The sequence below is a fragment of the Rhizobium sp. WYCCWR 11128 genome (assembly GCF_013416305.1).
In the GTDB taxonomy this organism is placed as follows: domain Bacteria; phylum Pseudomonadota; class Alphaproteobacteria; order Rhizobiales; family Rhizobiaceae; genus Rhizobium; species Rhizobium indicum.
The window spans coordinates 80,622-102,173 of sequence record NZ_JACCEZ010000007.1 but is presented as its reverse complement, the minus strand read 5'-3'; the positions used below and the strand labels follow the sequence as shown (position 1 = coordinate 102,173).

General features: G+C 61.5%; 23 protein-coding genes and 1 pseudogene. 14 read left to right on the top strand and 10 right to left on the bottom strand.

Features of this window, described 5'->3' with window-relative positions; all coding sequences use genetic code 11:
- Positions 1-24 precede the first annotated feature (24 nt).
- Positions 25-654, top strand: a complete 630-nt coding sequence (locus HX898_RS21360) for a hypothetical protein (RefSeq protein ID WP_180195666.1) — start codon at positions 25-27, stop codon at positions 652-654.
- A 229-nt stretch (positions 655-883) separates the two neighbouring features.
- Positions 884-1,462, top strand: coding sequence for a DUF308 domain-containing protein (locus HX898_RS21355; protein ID WP_180195802.1), 579 nt, complete (start codon positions 884-886; stop codon positions 1,460-1,462).
- A gap of 35 nt (positions 1,463-1,497) precedes the next feature.
- On the opposite strand, the gene HX898_RS21350 is transcribed toward HX898_RS21355, so the two are convergent.
- Positions 1,498-1,968 (bottom strand): hypothetical protein, encoded by a 471-nt coding sequence (locus HX898_RS21350; RefSeq protein ID WP_246697956.1) that lies wholly within the window; start codon positions 1,966-1,968, stop codon positions 1,498-1,500.
- A 261-nt stretch (positions 1,969-2,229) separates the two neighbouring features.
- On the opposite strand from HX898_RS21350, the gene HX898_RS21345 reads away from it, so the two are divergent.
- From HX898_RS21345 to HX898_RS21335, 3 genes are all read left to right on the top strand, one after another.
- Positions 2,230-2,769, top strand: coding sequence for a hypothetical protein (locus HX898_RS21345; RefSeq protein WP_348649120.1), 540 nt, complete (start codon positions 2,230-2,232; stop codon positions 2,767-2,769).
- A 338-nt stretch (positions 2,770-3,107) separates the two neighbouring features.
- On the top strand, positions 3,108-5,042 hold the full coding sequence (locus tag HX898_RS21340) for an adenylate/guanylate cyclase domain-containing protein (RefSeq protein ID WP_180195665.1): 1,935 nt from the start codon (positions 3,108-3,110) through the stop codon (positions 5,040-5,042).
- Between the two features lie 119 nt (positions 5,043-5,161).
- Positions 5,162-5,896, top strand: a complete 735-nt coding sequence (locus HX898_RS21335; RefSeq protein ID WP_180195664.1) for a phosphotransferase — start codon at positions 5,162-5,164, stop codon at positions 5,894-5,896.
- 149 nt (positions 5,897-6,045) lie between these two features.
- Here the strand turns inward: HX898_RS21335 and HX898_RS21330 are convergent, their stop codons facing one another.
- A complete protein-coding gene (locus HX898_RS21330; protein ID WP_180195663.1) occupies positions 6,046-6,540 on the bottom strand; it encodes an SRPBCC family protein in 495 nt (164 codons plus the stop codon).
- Complete coding sequence (locus tag HX898_RS21325; protein ID WP_138328684.1) at positions 6,521-6,883, bottom strand: metalloregulator ArsR/SmtB family transcription factor; 363 nt, start codon at positions 6,881-6,883, stop codon at positions 6,521-6,523. The genes HX898_RS21330 and HX898_RS21325 overlap by 20 nt, the downstream gene beginning before the upstream one ends.
- Positions 6,884-7,027: 144 nt before the next feature.
- On the opposite strand from HX898_RS21325, the pseudogene HX898_RS21320 reads away from it, so the two are divergent.
- From HX898_RS21320 to HX898_RS21300, 5 genes and pseudogenes are all read left to right on the top strand, one after another.
- Positions 7,028-7,187 (top strand): annotated as a pseudogene (locus HX898_RS21320) (SRPBCC domain-containing protein); the annotation flags it as partial.
- Positions 7,188-7,282: 95 nt separating this feature from the next.
- Positions 7,283-7,615, top strand: a complete 333-nt coding sequence (locus HX898_RS21315; RefSeq protein WP_138387861.1) for a metalloregulator ArsR/SmtB family transcription factor — start codon at positions 7,283-7,285, stop codon at positions 7,613-7,615.
- Positions 7,608-8,093, top strand: coding sequence for an SRPBCC domain-containing protein (locus HX898_RS21310; RefSeq protein ID WP_180195662.1), 486 nt, complete (start codon positions 7,608-7,610; stop codon positions 8,091-8,093). The genes HX898_RS21315 and HX898_RS21310 overlap by 8 nt, the downstream gene beginning before the upstream one ends.
- Positions 8,086-8,706 carry a glutathione S-transferase family protein gene (locus tag HX898_RS21305; RefSeq protein WP_173883552.1) on the top strand — a complete coding sequence of 207 codons (621 nt, stop codon included), beginning with the start codon at positions 8,086-8,088 and terminating at the stop codon, positions 8,704-8,706. Before HX898_RS21310 ends, HX898_RS21305 begins: the two co-directional genes overlap by 8 nt.
- A gap of 110 nt (positions 8,707-8,816) precedes the next feature.
- Positions 8,817-9,191 (top strand): VOC family protein, encoded by a 375-nt coding sequence (locus HX898_RS21300; RefSeq protein ID WP_130701419.1) that lies wholly within the window; start codon positions 8,817-8,819, stop codon positions 9,189-9,191.
- A 157-nt stretch (positions 9,192-9,348) separates the two neighbouring features.
- Here HX898_RS21300 and HX898_RS21295 read toward each other — a convergent pair whose 3' ends face one another.
- Positions 9,349-9,708 (bottom strand): VOC family protein, encoded by a 360-nt coding sequence (locus tag HX898_RS21295; protein ID WP_180195661.1) that lies wholly within the window; start codon positions 9,706-9,708, stop codon positions 9,349-9,351.
- A gap of 77 nt (positions 9,709-9,785) precedes the next feature.
- Positions 9,786-10,718, bottom strand: a complete 933-nt coding sequence (locus HX898_RS21290) for a LysR family transcriptional regulator (protein ID WP_180195660.1) — start codon at positions 10,716-10,718, stop codon at positions 9,786-9,788.
- Between the two features lie 121 nt (positions 10,719-10,839).
- Here HX898_RS21290 and HX898_RS21285 point away from each other — a divergent pair, with 121 nt between their 5' ends.
- Positions 10,840-11,532, top strand: a complete 693-nt coding sequence (locus HX898_RS21285) for a type 1 glutamine amidotransferase domain-containing protein (RefSeq protein ID WP_180195659.1) — start codon at positions 10,840-10,842, stop codon at positions 11,530-11,532.
- A gap of 65 nt (positions 11,533-11,597) precedes the next feature.
- Here HX898_RS21285 and HX898_RS21280 read toward each other — a convergent pair whose 3' ends face one another.
- Positions 11,598-12,071: an AtaL-like protein gene (locus HX898_RS21280; RefSeq protein WP_180195658.1), complete on the bottom strand. Its 474-nt coding sequence runs from the start codon at positions 12,069-12,071 to the stop codon at positions 11,598-11,600.
- A 33-nt stretch (positions 12,072-12,104) separates the two neighbouring features.
- Positions 12,105-12,974, bottom strand: coding sequence for an NmrA/HSCARG family protein (locus HX898_RS21275; RefSeq protein ID WP_180195657.1), 870 nt, complete (start codon positions 12,972-12,974; stop codon positions 12,105-12,107).
- Between the two features lie 104 nt (positions 12,975-13,078).
- Between HX898_RS21275 and HX898_RS21270 the strand changes: the two genes are divergently transcribed.
- Entirely contained in the window at positions 13,079-13,969 is an 891-nt protein-coding gene (locus HX898_RS21270) for a LysR family transcriptional regulator (RefSeq protein WP_180195656.1), read from the top strand.
- Positions 13,970-14,158: 189 nt separating this feature from the next.
- Here HX898_RS21270 and HX898_RS21265 read toward each other — a convergent pair whose 3' ends face one another.
- The gene (locus HX898_RS21265; RefSeq protein ID WP_348649474.1) at positions 14,159-14,644 is read right to left on the bottom strand and encodes a pyridoxamine 5'-phosphate oxidase family protein; all 486 of its coding nucleotides are present in this window, start codon (positions 14,642-14,644) and stop codon (positions 14,159-14,161) included.
- A gap of 142 nt (positions 14,645-14,786) precedes the next feature.
- Positions 14,787-15,779 (bottom strand): MBL fold metallo-hydrolase, encoded by a 993-nt coding sequence (locus HX898_RS21260; RefSeq protein WP_180195655.1) that lies wholly within the window; start codon positions 15,777-15,779, stop codon positions 14,787-14,789.
- 139 nt (positions 15,780-15,918) lie between these two features.
- On the opposite strand from HX898_RS21260, the gene HX898_RS21255 reads away from it, so the two are divergent.
- Both HX898_RS21255 and HX898_RS21250 read left to right on the top strand, forming a co-directional pair.
- Positions 15,919-16,815, top strand: a complete 897-nt coding sequence (locus tag HX898_RS21255; RefSeq protein WP_281411954.1) for a LysR family transcriptional regulator — start codon at positions 15,919-15,921, stop codon at positions 16,813-16,815.
- 469 nt (positions 16,816-17,284) lie between these two features.
- Positions 17,285-20,191 (top strand): winged helix-turn-helix domain-containing protein, encoded by a 2,907-nt coding sequence (locus tag HX898_RS21250; RefSeq protein WP_180195653.1) that lies wholly within the window; start codon positions 17,285-17,287, stop codon positions 20,189-20,191.
- Here the strand turns inward: HX898_RS21250 and HX898_RS21245 are convergent.
- On the bottom strand, positions 20,188-21,330 hold the full coding sequence (locus tag HX898_RS21245) for an MFS transporter (protein ID WP_138328697.1): 1,143 nt from the start codon (positions 21,328-21,330) through the stop codon (positions 20,188-20,190). The two genes, HX898_RS21250 and HX898_RS21245, sit on opposite strands and share 4 nt — an antisense overlap.
- Between the last annotated feature and the right edge of the window lie 222 nt (positions 21,331-21,552).

Below are 21,552 nucleotides of genomic sequence, written 5' to 3'. Positions count from 1 at the left end.
CTACCAACTAGTAGGAAGAACGACATGATCAAGACCATTCTCCCCGCCCTCGTGCTGGGCCTTACCGTTATCGCGTCGGCGGCCCTTCCAGCGGCGCCGGTCCATGCCGAAGACCAGAAACCCGAGCAGGTCCATATCAGGGGCAGCATCGTCAGCTACAGTGGCTCCGCTCTCAAGGTGAAGACCCGCGAAGGACAAACCGTCGATGTCACCCTCGCCGACGGCTGGAAACTGGCGAGCGTCGCAAATGCTGCGGTCACCGACATCAAGCCGGGTGACTTCGTCGGCATCGCATCGCTGCCGAGTGCAGGCGGCGGCGACGGTGCGCTTGAGGTGCTGATCTTCCCGCCGGCGATGAAGGGTGCCGGTGAAGGCAGCTACGGCTGGGACCTCAAGCCCAACAGCAGCATGACCAACGCAACCGTGGCCGACGCCGTCAAGGGCGTCGATGGCCGCACCGTCACCGTCTCCTATCACGGCAAGGAAAAGAAGATCGCCATTCCGGACGGCACGCCCGTCGTGACCATCGCTCCGGCCACCAATGACGATCTCGTGCCCGGCGCCGTCGTCTTCATCCCCGCCGAGAAGGCTGCCTCGGGGGCCCTCGCCCATCAGGTGCTTGTCGGAAAAAATGGCGTGGTCCCGCCCATGTGACCACGTCGTCGCCGGTCGGCCGGGCCGCCCCCGGTTCGACCGGCGATTTACCAGGGAATGCCACCTGACCGGCAGCCCCGAACGACGGAGAACGTCGGCCCGACAGCCGCCCGTCGGGGCTCGGGCAGTTCCGGCAAGCCCAGGAAACCAGTCTCGATGACGGACGACACCGCAGATGACGGTGAGCCGCCCCTATCAGACCAACACCATCACATTCAGGAAAGAGATCATGATGACCGATTATTCAACCACCGTCGCATCTGGCGACAGGGAACAGTGGCTGACGCGCTATTACTTCACCCGCGCAGCCTTTTCCGCAATCTGGGTCGCAGCCGCCTTGACGGCCGGCCAGCAGTCTCTTGCCGTCGCGGCTGCCTTGCTGATCCTCTACCCGGCCTGGGATGCCGCCGCCAATCTGGTCGACGCAGGGCGCAGTGGCGGCCTGGCAAACAACCGCAGCCAGGCAATCAACGTCGCCGTCAGCGCGGTGACAACAGCGGCCGTGATCGTCGCGCTGACAATGAGCATGAACTGGGTTCTCGGCGTCTTCGGCCTCTGGGCCATCTTTTCCGGCCTGCTGCAGCTTGGAACCGCTGTCCGGCGCTGGAAGACCCATGGCGGCCAGTGGGCGATGATCCTCAGCGGCGGCCAATCCGCGGTGGCAGGTGCCTTCTTCATCGCCCAGGCACAAATGCCGGAAGCGCCGTCCATCGCCAACATCGCCGGCTATGCCGGCCTCGGCGCCTTCTATTTCCTGGTGTCGGCCGTCTGGCGGAGCGTCACGCAGATGCGGCGGAAGCGGGCCTGAGCCGACATGCGCCAATCGCGATGTGACACCGTCGATCAGCGGGGAGCAACTGCCCCGTCGGGGAATTTGTGATAGTTGCAGGCGTTCATTGAAAACAACGCCACATCATCACCGATTTCGCGGCGCGAAAGCTCCCATTCGAAGGTGTCATGGCCATCGAAACCGTAAGATAACGCCATCGCGGTCAGTTCCCCGAAAGGCCCTGGGGGATAGACGGCACCGTACACCGTCGCCTCCTTTCCCGGGAATTTGCCTTTGATAACCCTCTTGATCTCCAGATCTGCCCTTATCCACCGCGTCGGAGAGTCTTTTGTCCCTAGGAAACCGGATTCGCCGATCGACAGCGATTTCACGCGCGCCTCAACCACGATCTCCGCTTTCGCCAGCAGTTCCTCCTGAGGAGGGCATTGAGGCAATCCGGCGGCTGGCCTTAGACCCATAGCCAATAAAGCAAGAATTGCTGTGAAGCTCAGTCGCATATGCGGGTTCAGGAGTGCCTTCGGCATCGGTGTCTTTCCTTATGCATAGGCATGTCTATTTCGCCTCGATTGCGCGAGGCTGAAACGAAATCCCGGGATCCGGCCAAGACGGCCCCTCCCTCCGTCATTCCAGGCCTTGAGCCTGGAATCCATGCCCGCGGCTGATGGCGGCGAGAATGTGGATCCTCGGGTCAAGCCCGAAGAAGACGGAGCGTGGGGTGGCGTCTAGAGCAAGGACAGCGACGTATCCCGACATGATCGGCTGCCATCAACACCGCAATTCTACCCGTGAAAGGCCTCACCGAGGTCTCAAACACGCCATTGGGCGACGCCGGCCGGGGGAAGTTGACTGCGAGCGCTGACCGGTTCTATCCAGAGCAGATGAAAAACCTTCTCAGCTTCAAGTTCGAAAATAAGGACGAAGAGACAGTCGCCATCGTTCCGTGCGTGGATGGAGTGGGCTTGGACCAACTCGTGGCGGACTTCGAACGCGCCGCCGGGTATAGCGATCCTGCCGGCGGATATGGCGGCCTCATACCCTCATTCTACCGCTTCGGTCCGCTATCGAGCTACTTCCTTGGACGGGAGGAGCCCGTACAAGGCGGTGGACAGGGCGAAATCTATGTCTTGTCGTGTGAATGTGGCGAGGTCGGATGCTGGCCCCTTGTCGCCTATGTTCGCCTGCACCAGAACAAGGTGACATGGGACGGGTTCAGCCAGCCGCATCGGCCAAGGCGGAATTATGAGAGCTTTGGCCCGTTTGAGTTCGAACGCCAGCAGTACGAACAGGTCATTGAGGACCTGGTTCGTTGCCACGGTGTCGATTGATAGTTTGCCGCCCATTTGGTTGTGGAAACCCGCCCCACCTTCCGTCATCCCAGGCCTTGAGCCTGGGATCCATGCCGCTGCTGATCGAGGCAAGAGTGGATCCTTGGGTCAAGCCGGAGGAGGAAGACAGAGCGTGCGGTGGCGTCCGGAGCAAGGACAGCGGCGCATGCGGACATGATCGGCGACAGCTCGCACGGTCGCCGATCTTGTTCTGCCGAAACGCGCAGCGGCGGTGTGGCCACACTCACCGCCTTGTGTAAGTTTTCAAAAAGCGGTTAGCTGCCATCGTTGACTATATTTCGTGTGCTGAGACGTGTCCGCATTTCGAGGGAAATCTCGTGCACTGGTCGAAACCCCTAAGACTGCATCTAGGCGTCCTGGTCGTCGCATCGTTGCTTTGCACGTCGACGCCGATCATCTGGCTGGCGTTCAGGCAAGGAAGCGATGCTGCGGTCAGTGCGGGCGTGCAGCAGATGCGCGAGATGAGCCTGCGGCTCATCGAGGGGTACCGCAATACGCTGCAGGGCGGCACCGAGGCGGTGGCACTGGCATCGACCCTGCCGCAGCTCACCTCGCCGCCGCCCCAGGATATCACGGCGAAACAGCAATTCTTTCTGGAGGTTCTCAGAAACGTCCCCAACGCGACGAGCGTCTACACCGGCTATCCTGACGGCTCGTATCTGCAGGTCATCAACACGCAAAGGCAGGATGTCCGCCGGATCCTCGCAGCACCCGATGGCACGGCTTTCGCCATCCGCACGATAGCACGCAGTCAGGGCCCGGACGTCATATCGACGTTTCGCTTCCTCGACCGCCAGGCAAGACCGATCGCCGAGCGTGACGTCGACTTTGCATCATTCGATCCGCGGCAACGCCCCTGGTACCAATCCGTCATCCAGCACGGCGAGGAAGTATCCGTCGGACCCTATGTTGCCGGAACGCTGCAGCTTCCGACGCTGACGATCGCAGCACCGATGAGAGACGACGATCAGGTTGTCGTCGGCATCAACATCCACCTGATGACTGTCAGCCGCCTGCTGGATGCGCAGGAAATTTCGCCGCGGGCGCGCGCCTACATCATCGATGATGCCGATGATCTGATCGCCCATTCCGACCCGGCGATCATGAACAGGCTTCTCGGCATATGGTCGAAAAGTGCCGATGACGGCGCCGTTGCCGTCGATACGACGACGGACAGTTACGACACGAGCCTCAAAACGGTGGCGAGGCTCAGGCGGGATCCGGCCTTTGCAAATGGCGGCGTGGTGCGGATCGATCTCGATGGCGAACGCCAGATCCTGCAGATCGCCCCCGTCGGCGTGTCCGGTCTATTCAAGGGAAGCGTTGCCGCAATCGTCGTGCCGCTCGAAGATCTGGTGGCTGAGGCCAATCGGCTGCTCCTGCACAATCTCCTGATTGCGGCCGCCTTCTTGATCGCGGGCGTCGCTGCCTCAGTGATGCTGTCGCGCATGGTCAGCCGCTCCCTCTACCGGCTGGCGGACGAGGCGCGCAGGATCGGCGATCTCGACGTCGGCGAAAAAGGCGTCTCCCACTCGTGGATATCCGAGATCAACACACTGGCGAGCGCGCTGGCGGCAAGCCGCCATGCGATCAGCCAGTTTGCCCTCTATGTTCCGCGTGAAGTCGTCAGACGGATCATCGATCCCAAGGCAAGAACCGCCGTCAAGGCGCAGCGGCAGGATGTGACGGTGCTGTTTACCGACATCAGAGACTTCACCACCATATCCGAGCAGCATTCGCCCGAGGACGTGGTCGATACGCTGTCGGCCTATTTCGAACTGTTGAACACCATCGCCGAGCGTAATGGCGGGACTGTCGTGCAATATCTCGGCGATTCCATTTTCGTTATGTGGAACGCCCCTGTTCCAGATGCCAGACATGCCGAAAACGGCTGCCGGTGCGCGCTGGCCATGAAAGCCGCGGTCGACGGCTTGAATGAAGCCAACCGCCGGAATGGCCGTCCCGCGCTCATCACGCGATTTGGATTGCACACCGGCCCGGCGGTCGTCGGCAGTTTCGGCGCGATTTCGCGACAGCAGTACACAGCCATGGGCGATACGATCAATGTCGCCTCACGGCTGGAAGGACTGAACAAGGAATTCAACACCTCGATCCTGGTGAGCGCCGCCATATACGAGGCCGTCGCCGATCGCTTCGCCCTTCGCCCGCTTGGCCTGGTGCAGCTCAAGGGGCGCGGCGAGAAGGTCGATTTATGGGAACTTGTCGAGGAAGGCCGGAGGCCGCAGGAATGAATGAGGCGTTCGGGTTGCTACCAACGGCAGCTTCGCGCCCGCCGCCAGCGGCCTTGTGGCGTCGCAAACTTTCTCTATTTCTTCCGTCAATTTAATCATGGCCGCCAAGGGTATCGCCAATGGGATGGGAAGCACTCGGGCAATGGGGTGAAGACGCGGTTCGCATCGAACCGCTCACCGGTGGAGTTGCCAACGACGTGTGGAGCGTTCGCTTAAACGGGCAGATCGCGGTCGCTCGTCTCGGCTCCAGGAGCGACGCTGATCTTGCATGGGAAGCCGAGCTGCTCCAATACCTCGACCGTGAAGGCATGACCGTTCCGGTGCCGATGCCGACGACTGACGGCCGGCTGTTCGTGGACGGGCTGGTGGTGATGAAATACATGGAGGGCGGACCGCCCGAGACGAAGTCCGACTGGCGTCGCGTCGCCGACACGCTGCGCGAGCTGCATCGGCTGACGCAGGGCTGGCCGCAGCGCCCGGGCTGGCGGTCGTCGAGCGACCTCCTGCATACCGAAACCGGAACGAGGATCAACCTTACCGCGATGCCGCCTGAGGGCGTTACTCGATGTCGAGCGGCGTGGGCACGGCTCATCGGGCGTCAGACATGCGTTGTCCACGGCAACCCCAACAGCCCCGGCAACGTCCGCATGACTGCAGATCGGGTCGCGTTGATCGACTGGGATGAGTCACATGTCGACGTCCCCGACCTTGACCTGGTGCTGCCCGACAATGCTGCCGATCTCGACGACGGCGCACATGACATCGCCGCGCAAGCCTCAGCCGCATGGGAAGCCGCCGTCTGCTGGCAGGACGAATACGCAGTCAAGCGGCTTGCCGAGGTTCGGGCGGTCTGAGTAGTTTCGCCGGATCGACAGGCGGCATCCACCCGTGAATTGCGCCATCGCCAGCGGAACATGGGTTGGCGGCGGACTTCAGGAAGCAGTCACGCTGCGCCAATTCCCTGTTTCGTCCTGTTCGAGGCATGGCCGAATGAGTCGAGCTGTCACACGCTCGCACTGAGCGTGATGAGAAGTTCATCCAACTGCTCGAACTGCTCGGGCAACGTGTCTTCCATACCGACGAAAGACTGGTCGAGCGCTTCCTTCGAGGGATAGAGTTCCCGCAGCACCAGCAGCGTCCTGCCGTCCTCTTCCTCGAAGGTCACCGTGGTGACGGCGCCCTCCTCCCCGCCTTCGTCATTGCTCCAGACGAGGCGCGATGGCGGCGACACGTCGAGATATTTGCCGAAGAAGGCCATGGCGTCGGCGGCGTCGTGTCCGAACGTGATGCGATAGCTGCCCCCGGTGCGAACATCCATCTCGCAGGAAAGAATGGGCACGCCCATCGACTTCGGCGCCCACCACAGCTTGAACAATTCGGGCTTGGTCCACGCGTCGAATACGAGGCGAACCGGGCCGTTGAAGGTGCGCTTCACCACGAGTTCAAGCTCCGATTTCCGTTCGACCACCGTGCGGCCGTTACTCGCTCTGTCCCCCATCGACTTTCTCCTTCCGTTTCAGGGCCTCGATGACATCATCAAGCGCGTCGAAGCGTGCGTTCCAGATCTGGCGGCGCGCATCGATCCAGGCCGCCTCTTCCTCGAGCCCGCGTGAGCCCAGCCTGCAGGTCCGCACACGCCCGACCTTCTCCGTCGTCACCAGCCCCGCCTGCTCCAGGACGCCGATGTGCTTCTTCATGCCCGTGAGGGTCATGTGGAACGTCTCTGCGAGCTCCGTGATCGAAGCATCCGCACTCCCGAGCTGTTCCAGAACGCCGCGTCGCGTGGCGTCCGAGAGCGCGGCAAAGGAGACATCAAGGCGAGCTGTCGAAAACTGAACCATATAGTTCAGTGTCTAGCACGCAGATCGGCGTCATGCAAGGGACCGAGATCCGCCTCAGGCGATCGGCTAGCGTTGGAAAGTGAGGTGGCTGGTGCCGCTCGATGAGGTTTCCGCCTTGACGGTGCAGCCGGCTTCCAGGCCGCGCAGCGCTTCCCGAACCTCATGCACTTTCTGAAGTTCGTGCCGAAACGAGCGGATCGTGATGGACTATGGCACGCCCAATCCCGGCGACCCCGAGCATTTCCGCGCCACGGTGACCTTCGATGAGCAGGCTGACGGCAAGACGTTTCTGACCCTGCGCCAGCGATTTTTGCCCCGTGATTTCGCCCACGCAAAATTGCCTTTGACATTTCGCTGAACAGAATATATCCATATGGCTATATAGCTAAATGGTGATATATGGACGACAAGCTCGATGCGATTTTCTCCGCACTCGCCGATCCCACAAGGCGAGCAATTCTTGGGCGGCTTGCGAACGGCAAGGCGACGGTGGCTGAACTCGCTGATCCCTTCGAGTTGTCTCAGCCTGCCATATCAAAGCATCTCAAGGTCCTGGAACAGGCCGGATTGATCCGCTCCGGCCGTGAAGCGAATTCGCGTCCCCGCGTCCTCGAGCCGACCGCGTTGAAGACGGTTGCTGATTGGATCGCCGATTACAGAGGCTTCTGGGATCAAAGCTTTGATCGTCTCGATGACTATCTGTCCAAAGTACAAGGATACGACAATGACTAATCAAGAGACCGACACCGCCAATACCCGCGACCTGGTTCTCGTCCGAAGGTTTGATGCTCCATGCGATCTGGTTTTCAGGGCATGGACCGACCCGAAAGCGTTAGCACAGTGGTGCGGTCCTCACGGTTTCAAGGCGGTGGGCGACCAGCTTGAAGCTTGGCCCGGCGGTAGACACCGCGCCTGTCTGATCGCGCCAGATGGAGAAGAGCATTGGGTCGGCGGAAAATATCTGGAGGTCGAGCCGCCGCACAGGCTTGTCTTCACACATGCCTGGGAACTCGCAACCGGCGAAAATAGCCCGGAAACGATCGTCACCATCACGTTCAGGGAAAGCGACGGAGGTACGGAAATGACTTTTCGGCAGAGTGGATTTGATAGCGCATCGTCACTTGCGGGTCATGAAGCCGGCTGGTCGCAAAGTCTCGAGCGGTTGAGCTTGTTTCTCGGAACTGAATCCGAAGGGCCGGATCATGCTTAAGGCGGCGATGAAGCTCTATTACTGTGAGACGCTCAATCCCCGGAAGGCCTGCGCCGCCGCTCGTTATCTCAAAGCCGACGTCGAGTTCGTCAGGGTTGACCTGGCAAGCGGAGAACAGCGCAGTCCAAAATTCCTGGCGCTTAACCCGAACGGGAAAGTGCCGGTGCTGCAGGATGATGCGGGAACTTTATGGGAAGCGAACGCCATCATGTGCAGGCTGTCTGACAGCGTCGCATCGGATTTTTGGCCGCATGACCACCGGCAAATCGACGTGCTGCGCTGGTTGAGTTGGGATGCCAGTCACTTCACCCGGCACGGAGCAACGCTGTGGTTTGAAACCTTGATCAAGCCGTTGTTCGGCGGGGAGCCTGACGTCGCCGTGATCGACGATGCGAAGACGAGTTTTCGGCTCCACGCTCGCGTGCTCGACGATCATTTGGCCAACAACAGCGTCGCCGTCGGGGAGACACTGACTGTGGCAGACTTCGCATTGGCCGCCGCACTTCCTTATGCGACTTCTGCTGAGATTCCAGTTTCCGAGTTTACGCATATACAGGCGTGGTACGAACGGCTTGAACAACTGGATGCGTGGCGAAACCCTTTCCCAGCCTAAGAGGGCACGAGCGAAGGACCTCTTTTGCCAGGGTGAAAGGCGTTGGCAAAGGCACGTGAATTTATCGAGATCGGCTACCGATCTATTGGCTACCTTTCTGGAGATGAAGCATGTTCACCCACGTGATGATTGGAAGCAACGACTTGGAGCGGGCCAGAAACTTCTACGACGCCACGTTCGCTGCTTTGGGAGGCAAGCCCGGCGAGATGGATGCAAGAGGCAGGCTGATCTATGCCCACGAGGGTGGTCGGCTGATGATCACGAAACCGATTGATGGCAAGCCGGCGACCGCAGCCAACGGTGGGACTATCGGTATCGCCGCCGCGAGCCCCGACCATGTTCTAGCGTGGCATGCCGCCGGTACTGCGCATGGTGGCACAGCGATCGAAAGCCCGCCACGGGAACGTCCGAACGGGTCATTCGTCGCCTATCTTCGCGATCCTGACGGAAATAAACTGACCGTACGGTCGCAGCCGACGAAATGAGTTAGCCTTCAGCAGCGCCTACTGGACAGCGTCGTAAATGCGCAAGATGTGAAAATGGCAACCTCGGTTCGAATGCAGCCATGACACTGATGCGCCACTGCGGCGGAGTCGAGGGCGAACTTTCGTTCGCTCACATGCAGGAGCGACCCATTCGCCCTCAACCCTGCGCCGGCTCCCACAGCTCGACTGGGTTACCTTCGGGATCATGAATCCGGGCAAAGCGGCCTACTTCCGAGTTCCACTCGTCCCGGGTTTCGACCGCGATCCCACTTGCCGTCAGGCTGGCGATCAGCCCGTCGAGATCGTCTACGCGGAAATTGACCATCCATTGTTGTTCCGCACGACCGAAATAGTCGGTGTCCTTTGAGAAAGGCCCGAATATCGTCATCCCGGCCTCCTGCTGCCATACCGACTTGTGCAGGTCGTCTATACCGAGATGCTTTTGATACCATTCAGCCAGGTCGACCGGGTTCGCCGCCCTGAAAAACACACCGCCGATTCCAACCGCCTTCGGCATAGGATTCTCCTCATCTTGAAACACAACAATGCAATCGATCGGGCACGCGTGCAACCGCCGAGGGCAAACACGCGCTCTCAATTTCCAGCCATCGCTTCTGCCACCGCAGCGTCGGAGACTTCCTTTGCCACCTCGGCGATCAATGACCGCAGCCACCGGTGGGCGGGATCGTTTCGGTAGCGGACATGCCATGCCAGCTCGACCGGGAAGCTGCCGAGATCGACCGGTGCGGGCAGGACTTTGAGACGTGGGTCGCGGGCAAGGCGATGGCAGATCAGCCGGGGCAGCGTCGCGCAGTAGTCCGTGACAGCCACCATTTCCGGGACCGCCAGGAAATGGGTGACGGAGACCGAGACGTCGCGCCTGAGACCGGCCTGCTGCAGCATCTGGAACAGGCCGACGCGCAACCGGCCGGGCGGAAGCACGTTCACATGCCGCATCCGCTGATACTGCTCTTCGGAGATGCTTTCGGCGATCTCGGGATGATCTTTGCGGACGACACAGGCCAGTCCATCATCCATGAGATGCTGCACGACCATGTTATCTGGCGGCTCGACGATCCTGCCGAGCACCATTTCCGTCGCCCCTGATATCGCGCCGGTCTCGGCCAGATCATTGCCGAAGGGCGTCAGGCGAAGCCTGATCCCGGGCGCGCATTCGCGCAGCCGCGCCACGATCACCGGCATCAGCACGAACTCGACGTAGCTGTTGGGGGCGATGGTGAACTGCCGTGTCGCTCGCGCCGGATCGAACGCCTGCTGACCGAGAATGACGTCGTCGAGGCTCGCCAATGCGTTACGGATCACCGGAGCAAGCGCCTCTGCCATCTCAGTCGGCTTCATGCCGTAGCGCTCGCGGATGAACAGCGGATCGCGCAATGTCTCGCGAAGGCGGTTCAAGGCGTTGGAGACGGCCGGCTGCGTCATGCCCAGTTGTTCGGCGGCGCGCGTGACATTGCGCTCTTCCATGAGCGTCACGAAGACAGGCAGGAGGTTGAGGTCATACTTCATCCAGATATATTGCCGAACGAATAACTGAAATCAAAGAAATAAATTTCCGGAATGAGAGCCGCCGAGGCATGATCCCCTCATCGAAAGCAACCGATCACATCTGTCTCGAAAGGATCTCCAGATGAAAATCCTCATGGTTCTTACCTCGCACGACGAACTGGGCAATACCGGCCGGAAGACTGGCTTCTGGCTCGAAGAGTTCGCCGCCCCCTATTATGCCTTCCTCGAAGCCGGCGCCGATATCACCGTCGCATCGCCCAAGGGCGGACAGCCGCCTCTCGACCCGAAGAGCGACGAACCCGGCTTCCAGACCGATCAGACCCGCCGCTTCCATGCCGATCCGGATGCCCAGGCGGTACTCGCCTCGACCGCAAAGCTCGCTTCGGTCTCCCATGACGATTACGACGCCGTGTTTTATCCGGGCGGCCATGGCCCGCTGTGGGATCTGGCGGAAGACAGGAATTCGATCGCCCTCATCCAATCGCTCTATCAGGCCGGCAAGCCCGTCGCCTTTGTCTGCCACGCCCCGGGTGTGCTGCGCCACGTCAAGGCTTTGGACGGCGCACCGCTGGTTCAGGGCAGACAGGTCACCGGCTTCAAGAACTCCGAAGAAGACGGCGTCGGTCTCACCCAGGTGGTGCCGTTCCTGGTCGAGGACATGTTGAAGGAGAATGGCGGCATCTATTCCAGCGGCGACGACTGGTCGTCCTATCCTATCAAGGACGGCCTGCTCATCACCGGGCAGAACCCCGGTTCATCGGTGGAGACCGCCGGCATTCTGCTCGCCGCCGTGACGGCGGCAAAGGCCGCCTGACACACGGCGGCTGGTCGGGGATAAACCCAAGACCAGCCGCTCTGTTATTTGTGTTGCGGCGATACTCAGAGCTTTCCCTCTGCCAGCAGTTCGCGGGTCCGCTTCAGTGTCGATAGCAGGGCGGCCTTGTAGCCCGTTTCGCCGTCGAATTGAGCCTGCTCGGCCTGCTCTTCCGGGCCGTTCGGCTGTTTGCCACGCAGCCCGAGATAGCAGTAGAAGCGCAGCTGCAGCCGACCGTCTTCATCCTCGAAAAGCTCGTTGACGATCGCTCCCTCGCGTGGCCCCGTCGCCTGAAAGAAGGTGACCTTGCTTTGCTGGTCCAGGGTGATGATCTCGCGCAGATCCTGCCCGGCAATCGTCGCCTCGCGCACGAAATGGGTCGGGCTTTCCTCTACGACATCGCAACGGGTGCAGAGACCGGCGGGAAGAAAGAGCCGGGCGTCGCGCGCCTTGCGTTCGAGACCTTGCCAGGCCTCAGCGCGCGTCAATGGGGTTTCGCCTTCCGGGTTCACCGGAACTGTGGCGGTCGAATAGATCATGGTGATCGTCCTTTTGAGATCGCTGTTGCTGCCTCAGGCGGAGGCAACGGTTTCCGCGGCGAAGGCGGAATAGGAGCGCAGCGGGCGTCCGAGCAGCCTTGTCAGACGCTCGACGTCGCCGGCCTCAGGCAGCATCCCGTCGGTCAGGAAACGCTCGCCCATCAGCCGCATGTCGTAGGCCATCCAGGCAGGCATGAACTGCCTGAGATTCTGCTCGAAGCCCTCGGTATTGTCGCCGCCATAGTGGATCGGACGGGCGAGCACGTCCGACCAGATGGCGGCGATATCGATTCCGGTGAGTGTCTCCGGACCGACGAGGTTGATCCGCTCGAGCGCCAGCGGCTCTGCAGCCTGTTCGCGGCGCAGCAGTTCTAGGGCGGCGATCTCGGCGATATCACGCACGTCGATCATGGCGAGACCCTTGGGCCCGATCGGCATCGGGTAGGCGCCGTAGCCGGTGATGACGTCTTTGACCGTCAGATCGTTCTGGATGAAGTAGGCCGGGCGGAGGATCGTCGCCTTGAAACCCATCTGCTCGATCATCCGCTCGACGCCGAACTTGCCGGCGAAATGCGGCACGTTGACGTAGACGTCGGCGTGGATCACCGAGAGATAGACGATCCGCTCGATGCCCGCCGCCCGGGCAACATTCAGCGCGACCAACGCCTGGGTGAATTCGTCCGGCACCACGGCGTTGAGGAGGAACAGGGTCGATACGCCTGACATGGCGTTGCGCAGGGAGTCGACGTCGAGGAAGTCGCCCTGCACGACGCTGACGCCAGCCGGGAATTCGGCTTTCGACGGGTCGCGGACAAGAGCACGGACATCGGCGCCGCGCTTGACGAGGTGTTCGACGACTTGGCGGCCAACATTGCCTGTGGCGCCGGTGACGAGAATGGTCATGGTCTTTCTCCGTGTTGGGTTGCTTGACACGTCGAATATGTGTGGTTCACTGGTAGTCCGATAGACGGCATTTTTGGACACGCCGTCTCACTAGTGGAACACTCATGGATCTTCTTGCGCTTGCCGATTTCAATCTCGTTGCCCGCCATGGTGGCTTCGGCAAAGCGGCACGGGCCACCGGCCGCCCGAAGGCAACCCTGTCGCGGCGTGTCGCCGAGTTGGAAAGCAGCCTCGCTCTGCGGCTGTTTGAACGGGGCGCGCGTAACCTGAAGCTTACCGAGGAAGGACGGGCGCTGTTCGAGCGAACCGGCGCGCTGCTCGCCGAACTGGACGAGACAGCGTCGGCGATTGCCTCCGGCGGTCAAAAACCCAAGGGCAGATTGCGGATCAGCGCACCCTTGCATTTCTCCCAGACCGCAATGGGAAGGATCGCCGCCGGCTTTGCCCTTAAATATCCGGAGGTGAGGCTTGAGGTGACGAGTGAGGACCGACCCGTCGATATGATCGAGGAAGGCTACGATCTGGTCATCCGGGTCAATCCCGATCCCGACGAAAGCCTGGTCGGACGAGCGTTTCTGCGCGACCGGCTGGTGGTGGTGGCAAGCCCCGATCTCCCCCGCCCGACCGGCGGACACGCCGCTCCAGGCGTTGCGCGCGGGACAGGCGAAGCGCAAACATGGCACGTGAAGACACCCGGCGGCCGGTCGACGATCAAAGTCGAGCCCGTCCTCACCTTGTCAACGCTCATCACGATCCGGGATGCGGTGCGCGCCGGCGTCGGCGCAGGACGTCTTCCCATTTCGCTGGTGAGCCACGACCTGGCTGACGGCACGTTGGTCAATTGGGGGGATATCGACGGCCCCGAGATCGCTCTCTGGACGCTCTACCCCTCCAGGCGGCTGCTCAGCGCGCGCGTCTCGGCGTTCCTGGACTTTCTGAAACAGGCCTTCCCCAACGGCACGGCGGACGAGTTAGCCGCCTATATTGGCAGGTGATGACCGAACCCGCTTTCGGACGCAGAGAATCTGGCCCATAACCGACGAGATCGACATCCAGAGGAGAGCAGCGTGTTTCGTTATTGCTTGCGGAGAGGTATTGCGGGGCGGAGCCGAAGCCGATGCGCCCGCTCTGCGCGCCGTCATTCGTCTTGATGCTGTTTATGATGTCAATTCCATCCCCAATGATTATTTTGGTTGAGTTCGCCAACGCTCGAGCTCAGCCTGCGTGAAGCGCGGCGTGATGTGCTGCGGGCAGTTCCAGTCGAACGCCTCCACCGCGATGAGGACGAGACGTTCCACGCGAGCGGGGTAGTCAGGCACGGTCAGCTTCTTCGCCAGCACCGGATCGTCTGTCGCATCGATGATGCACATGTGACCAAAGATCTTCAGACGCTGCCGGTGCGCATAGTCCATCAGGAACAATGAGACGCGGTCATTCGTGCGCACATTGCCCGTAGTGATGTATTGCCCGTTACCGCGAAAATCCGCGAAGCCCTGCGTCGATGCATCGACGGTGGTGAGAAAGCCCGCGGGGCCGCCACGGTACTGGACATAGGGCCATCCGGTGTCCGGGACACTGCCGAGATAGAAACCATCGCGCGCCCTGATGAAGGTCCTTTCCGACGGACCCAGGCGCTGGCTCTGCCCGGTATCGTCTGCGTGGCCGCGCACGCCTATCCGCTCCCACTACGCCGCGCTGCCATAGTGTTCCTGCGCGGCCGCGACGGAGGCCGTCGTGGCGATACCGAGATATCTGGTGCTCATGCCGTTTCTACCCTCGCGACTGCCGTAGCGGGGCCCGCCGTAGCGGACCTCAGTTCTGCAAGGCCCAGTCCGCTACCTGCCAGCGCATCTGCCCGCGGTCGGCGACGACACGGCCGAGCCCTGGGAAGGGCATGTGCGTGGCGGCGATGAGCGCGCCCTCCGAAGCGGCGCGAGGAAAAAAGCGGTCGCGCATCGCTTTGGCCGCTGCAGGGTCCTGCTCGAACAGGAAGAACACATCGGTGGCCCCAGGATGCACGACCGGAAAGATCATATCCGAAACCATGATGAGGCTCTGCCCGCCATCTTCGACCCGCACGCCGATATGGCCGGGTGTATGGCCGGCAAGGTCGACAATGGAGACGCCCCGCACAATCTCACGCTCGCCGTCAATCGCCTGGAGTTTCGGGTAGAGGCGCACGACCTCCCCCGCCATTTGGAAGCTGGTCTGCAGATAATCGGGCGCGCCGCTGCGCTTGGCCGGGTCGGTCCAATGGGTGACGTCGCGACGATCGATGTAGAGTTCCGCCTTGGGGTAGTTGTTCTTGCCCCCGACGATCAGACCGCCCATGTGGTCCTGATGCATATGCGTCACGATCACCGCGTCGATCTGGTCGCGCTGCAGGCCGAGCGCGCCGAGCGCCTGCGGCAGGTCGCCGGTCTGCCCGATCGAGCCCGCTGGACCGGCATCGATTAGGATCCGGCGCTCGCCATCCTCGACCAGATACTGGTTGAAGAGAAACCGCACGCCGCTCGGCCGGGCGGTGAACTGCGCGATTGCCGCCTGTTCGACCTCGGCCGCGGCGCGTCCCGGAAAATAGTCGTAGGGCATATCGGCATACCCGTCCGTCAGGGCTGTCACCGTGAAGCGGCCAATGCGGATCTGCGCCAGCGGCGTAACGCTGACCGGCGTCTTAGCGGTATCCGGCGTCGCGGCAAGGGCGGGCGCGGGAGCGCCACCGATTATGTCTCCCCCGAGGAGGCTCCCCCCGATGAGGCCCAGAGGAAGCGCGCTGGCAAAGGCGCGACGTGAAAGTTGAGGCATGGCGTCTTCCTCCGGATCTTTGGCAATACGGGAGCCAGCCGGCCGGCGTCCCCTGGACGACATGAAAGCTATGATATCCACAATTGATAGGGTATCCTGCCATTTAGAGAACTTACCTCTCAAATTCCGGAAGGTTTCGATGGATCGGTTCGAAGCAATGTCGGTGCTGCTGGCGGTGGTCGAGGCAGGCAGCCTCTCGGCCGGGGCGCGGCGACTGCATACACCGCTCGCCACGGTCAGCCGCAAGGTCGCAGATCTCGAAAAGCACCTTGGCGTGCGCTTGGTCCTGCGCACCCGCCGCGGCCTCGCCGTGACGGAGGAGGGGCGCGCCTTCGTCGCCGCGTCACGTCGCATTCTGGAGGAACTGGACGCGGCGGAGCGGCAGGCCAACGGCGATTACAGCGCGCTGCGTGGCGGGCTGCACGTGACCGCACCGATTGCCTTCGGCGAGCGCCATCTGCTGCCAATTGCGCTGGAATTCCTGAAGGAGCAACCCGATATCAACCTGCGCCTGAGCCTGGTCGATCGGCAGCTAAGTCTGGCGGATGAGCACGTCGATGTGGCCCTGCGGATCGGGCATCTGGCGGACAGCGCGCTTATCGCAACGCGCGTGGGCACAGTCCGCCGGGTGATCTGCGCGAGCCCCGACTATCTCGCCCGCCGAGGAGTGCCGCGTCGGCCGGATGACCTCGCCCAGCATGACGGCATAAGCTTCCAGGGCTTCGCAACCGCGCCGGAATGGCGCTACCGCCGGGATGGCGCGGCCTTTGCCGTCGAGCCGCGCTACAAACTCGCGGTCAACACGACGGAGGCCGCCATTCAGGCAGCACTGGCCGGTATCGGCATTATCCGCGTGCTGTCTTACCAGATCTCCGATCAATTGCGCTCCGGCGCGCTGCAGGAATTGCTGACGGAGTTCGCACCGGAACCGCTTCCGGTGAACGTTGTCCATGGACCAGCCGATCCCCTGCCGCTGAAGGTGCGTTGCTTCCTCGACTGGATCGGGCCCCGCCTACGCGCGCAGATGGCTCGCTAGCGTCCCCGCTATCCAGGCGCGCCTCCGTTAATGGCGGTTAGGCACACTGTGAGAATGCTGCAAGGTGCAGCGCACCTTCGCCAAGCTCCTGACATGTCGGGCTTTCCAGAAAGAGCCAAACATCTCCAGGACTGCAACGACGGCGCAGAACTGCCGTTGATTGGAAGTGGGACGATAATCTTCGGACCGGCAGCGGAAATAATTTCCGTCAAGGCGCAATGGTCCCAGGTTCTGAGCTCTGGCCCGATGGCATGGGGACTTGTACCTTCGGTGCTTCAAGAAGACATTCAGCATTGCTGTCACAGCCCCAGAGCGGACCCCGCAGCCTGTAGGTCGGCTGCTCCTGTCGATCGATCTGCGATGTATTTCACATGTGATATTGGTTATTGTCCTGGGGCTGTGAGCGGTTTCATTAAGCGATCGTTCACGTATTCAAGGGGTTTGTACGTTTGCGTCCGGAGCTTCGATCGTGCTTTCCTACTTCTTTGGCCCGTACGTACTTGTACCAGAGCGGCAGTCGCTGATGCGGGATCAGACGGCCGTTCGTGTCGGTAGCCGCGCACTGGAAATTTTGGCGGCGCTGATCGAGCGTCCCGGCGAACTGGTGGGCAAGGCTGAGCTTGTGTCGCGCGTCTGGCCGGATACCTTCGTCGAGGAAAGCAATCTCAAGGTAAACGTTGCAGCTCTTCGTCGCGCGCTTGGCGATGCTCCGGGCGACATGCAATACATAGCGACGGTGAGCGGCCGGGGCTATCGGTTCGTCTTTCCCGTGCGTATTTCGGGGCAGAATGACACCTCCGTCACGGCGAAGTCTCAAGGTGCCCGCACGCACAATCTGCCTGTTTCAACAACCCGTTTGGTGGGAAGAGGCGATGCTGTTGATGCAATCCGGTGCGCACTTGAGGTATCGCGCCTCTTGACGATCGTTGGCCCGGGTGGCGTCGGCAAGACGAGGTTGGCTCTCGCAATAGCTGATCAACTTACTGCTGCGTATCACGATGGCATCTGGTTCGTTGATCTGGCGACCGTGAACGATGCAACTCTCGTACCGACGGCGATCGCCACGGCGATGGGATTGAGGGTCCACTCGGCGAAGATCAAAGCTGCGGTCGCGGCCTTCGCAACCGACCGGGAATTCATGCTTGTGCTCGACAATTGTGAGCACGTCATCGAAGCGGTGGCCTCCTGCGCAGAAACGCTCCTGGCCGCCGCCGCGAGGGTACGGATTCTCGCCACGAGCCGTGAACCCATGCGGGTTGTCGGAGAACAGGTCTATCGCCTGCCGCCTCTCGAAACACCACCCGAAGTGTCCGAACTTTCCGCAGCCCAGGCTTTGGCGTTCCCAGCGGTGGAGCTCTTCGTCGAGCGCGCGGCCGGAAGTCGCGGCGAGTTCAAGCTTAACGACGGGAACGCACCAGTCGCTGCTGAGATCTGCCGCAGGCTCGATGGGCTGGCACTCGCGATCGAACTCGCTGCGCCGCGACTGGATGCGTTCAGTACACGCGAACTCCTCGACCTTCTCGCCGATCAATCTCATGTGTTGAGCGATAGGCGGTGTGGCGACCCTCGCCACCACACCTTGGCTGCAACGCTGGACTGGAGCTATGGCCTGCTCGCCGAGCCTGAGCGCGTCCTGCTGCGACGCCTCTCGGTCTTTGCAGGCGCCTTCAGTCTCGAATCGGCCTGCGCCGTTGCAGTCGACAAGGGTCGTGCCCGCTCCGGATGCATTCACGGTGTCGCGAACCTCGTTGCGAAGTCGCTTATATCGACGGAGAGAGGAGAGCTCGGGACGCACTACAGATTGCTCGATACAACCCGCAAATATGCGCTGCAGAAACTTGCCGAGAGCGGCGAAAGCAACAGCCTGCGCCAGCGCCACGCCGAACATCTCCTCGAACTCGCCAAACGCGCCGAGGCGGAATGGAAAATCCGGCCGACGGCCCAATGGCTCGCCGAGTACGGGCGAAAGATGGACGATATCCGCGGTGCTTTGGGCTGGGCGTTCTCCGGGAACCGCAGCGTTGCCACCGGCGTAGCGCTCACGGTTGCTGCTCTCCCGTTTTGGGAACATCTTTCGCTCCTGGAGGAGTGCCGCACCGGGGTAGAACTCGCTCTCAGTCGTTGTTTTGCCGATTTCCGTAGTGCGAGCGACGACATGAAGCTGCAGCTTGCCTATGGCACGGCGCTGCTTCACACCCGCGGCCCGCTGCCCGAAGTCAAGACCGCCTGGACCACAGCCCTCGGCTCCGCCGAAGTGCTCAACGACACCGAATACATGCTCAGGTGCCTGTGGGGATTGTGCGACTATTTCACCTGGACGGGCGATCACCAATCGGCCTTGGGGATGGCGGATCGGATAAGAAAGCTGGCAACCGGCCGCGGCGATCTGGATGCACGCAACAATGTCGATAGGCAGACTGGAACCGCTCTGCGCTACTTGGGAGAGCTTGGCGAAGCACGGCGTCACCTCGAACGCATGATCTCCCGATATGTCCCTCCCGTGACCCGTTCCGACATTGCGCGTTTCCAGTTGGACCCACGATCTGCGGCAAGGGGCACCCTTGCGAACGTCACCTGGCTGCAGGGGCATCCCGACAGGGCGGTTGCCATGGCGCAGCGTCAATTGGAAGAGGCACGGGCCTCGCAGCACGCCCTCGCGCTCTGCAATGCCATCGTCCACACGACCTGCCCCATTGCACTGTGGACGGGAGACCTTGCTGCCGCGGAGCGACTGCTTGTTGGCATCGAAGCCCATGTCGCGGAGCACGCGATGTCGATTTGGAGTGCCATGAGCCGCTGCCTGCGCGCAGAGTGGTTGCTGCAAAGCGGTGATCCGTCTGGACTGGCGATGTTGAGAAGCGCGCTCGATGAGCTTCTTGTGGTAGGTTTCCGCATGCGTTGCCCTTTCTATATCGGCGTTTACGCTGCGGGTCTGGGGGATCATGGGGACGTTGATGCGGGGCAGACCGCGATCGGCGAGGCAGTCGCGCTTTCGGCATCGACCGGCGAAATCTGGTGCATGCCGGAACTGCTGCGCATAAAGGCGGTTTTGTTGGGCAAGGAAAGCGCCAACCGGACGGTAAAAGCCGCAGAAGCCCTTTATTTTCAGTCGCTCGACCTCGCGCGCCACCAAGGTGCACTGTCATGGGAGTTGCGCGCCGCAACGGCTCTCGCCGAGCATTGGGCTCAGTCGGGACAAAGCGAAAGGGTTGGCGGGCTTCTGGCACCGATTTATCGACGCTTCGGCGAAGGGCTCACCACCCGCGATCTGGTGAAGGCGCGCGCACTCCTCGATAGCCTGGGGGATGCTGGCAAGGGGAGCAAAAGCGCTGCTCGTCAGGCTCGTCGCGATGGGCATACAAGTCCGAATTCCTAGCGCGTTAGCGCTCGCGTACGGCGATCCAACATGAGAAGGATCGGAGCGATCGCGGCAATGCCCGCGAAGATTGAAAAGGCCTCGACGTAGCGCGTACCCTCGGCGGCCATGATGTGCAGCGATGCCGGGCCAAGTCCAGCGCCCATGGTCAAAGCCATGTAGTTGATGCCGAAGAGCTTGCCGAAGCTTCGCATTCCGAACCGTTTCGACAGCAGGTAACCGATCGCGTCGCCCTCCGCTCCGGTGGCGAGGCCGAAGAAGACGGCGCTGACATAGACGGGGATCAGAGCTTCGGAATTCAACAGAATGAAATGACCGACAACGGGTGACAGAAAAGCCAGGCTGGTCAACGGGACCGGGGGAAATCGATCGAGCAGTGCCCCGAAGCCAAGACGCATGACAATGAAGGACAACCCCACAAGGCTCATGACCAAGGCCGCCATTGCCGGATCCGCTCCGCGATCCGCCAGCACGACAGGGAGCGAAATAGACCCGGCTGCAGCGGCGAAGTAGTTGAGAAAAAATGCGCCCAGCATCAACCAGAAGCTTGCCGTCTCCACCGCCCGGCGAACAGTGTGGCCCTCGCCCCCTGTGCGGTCGGGTCGCTGAAGCACGGGTGGATCACGAATAACGAAAAGCGCGACGGGAAGCGTGACCGCAATTGATATCAGACCGGCTGCCATGAAGGCAAAGCGCCAGCCCCACTCGGAAATCAGGAATGCAAGGAACGGAGGAAGCGTCGCGATCCCAAGCCCCACGAAGGAAAGCATGACACCCAGTGCGAGACCGCGTCGCGCGGAGAACCATCCGACCACCACATAGGTGTAGGGCACGCCGGTCTGCGCGGCACCCATAAGGCTTGCCACGGCGACGGCCACGATGAATGTAGTCAAATTCTGCGACGCAATGCCGACCCCGATCAGGCCGATCGCCATCGACATGGACGATACGGCAAGCACCCGGCGCGGGCCGAACCGATCCGTCAACGCCCCTACTACAGGCGACATAAGACCGTTTACGACGGCTATCGGTGCGACGACGGCGGCCACCACGGTCCGATCCCACCCAGTATCCTCGGTGATCGGCACGATGAAAACGCTGAAGCCATAGATCAGCACGATCCCGATGCTAAAATACATTCCCGCGCCTGCACCCAGCACGATTGCAATCCGTCTGGTCCGCCCCGCCGTTGTGTCCATATCCCTTATGAGCCTTTGTTGGCCCCGGTCCGGGGGCCGCGCTCCGCGCGCAGGAAGATACCAGGTCGCCGTTATCGTACTGACCGGATGGCTGCTCGGTTCACCAAATTTCCCAGATCTTAACCAGCCTCGCAAGCGCGGACGCGCTAGAATTTGCGCAGT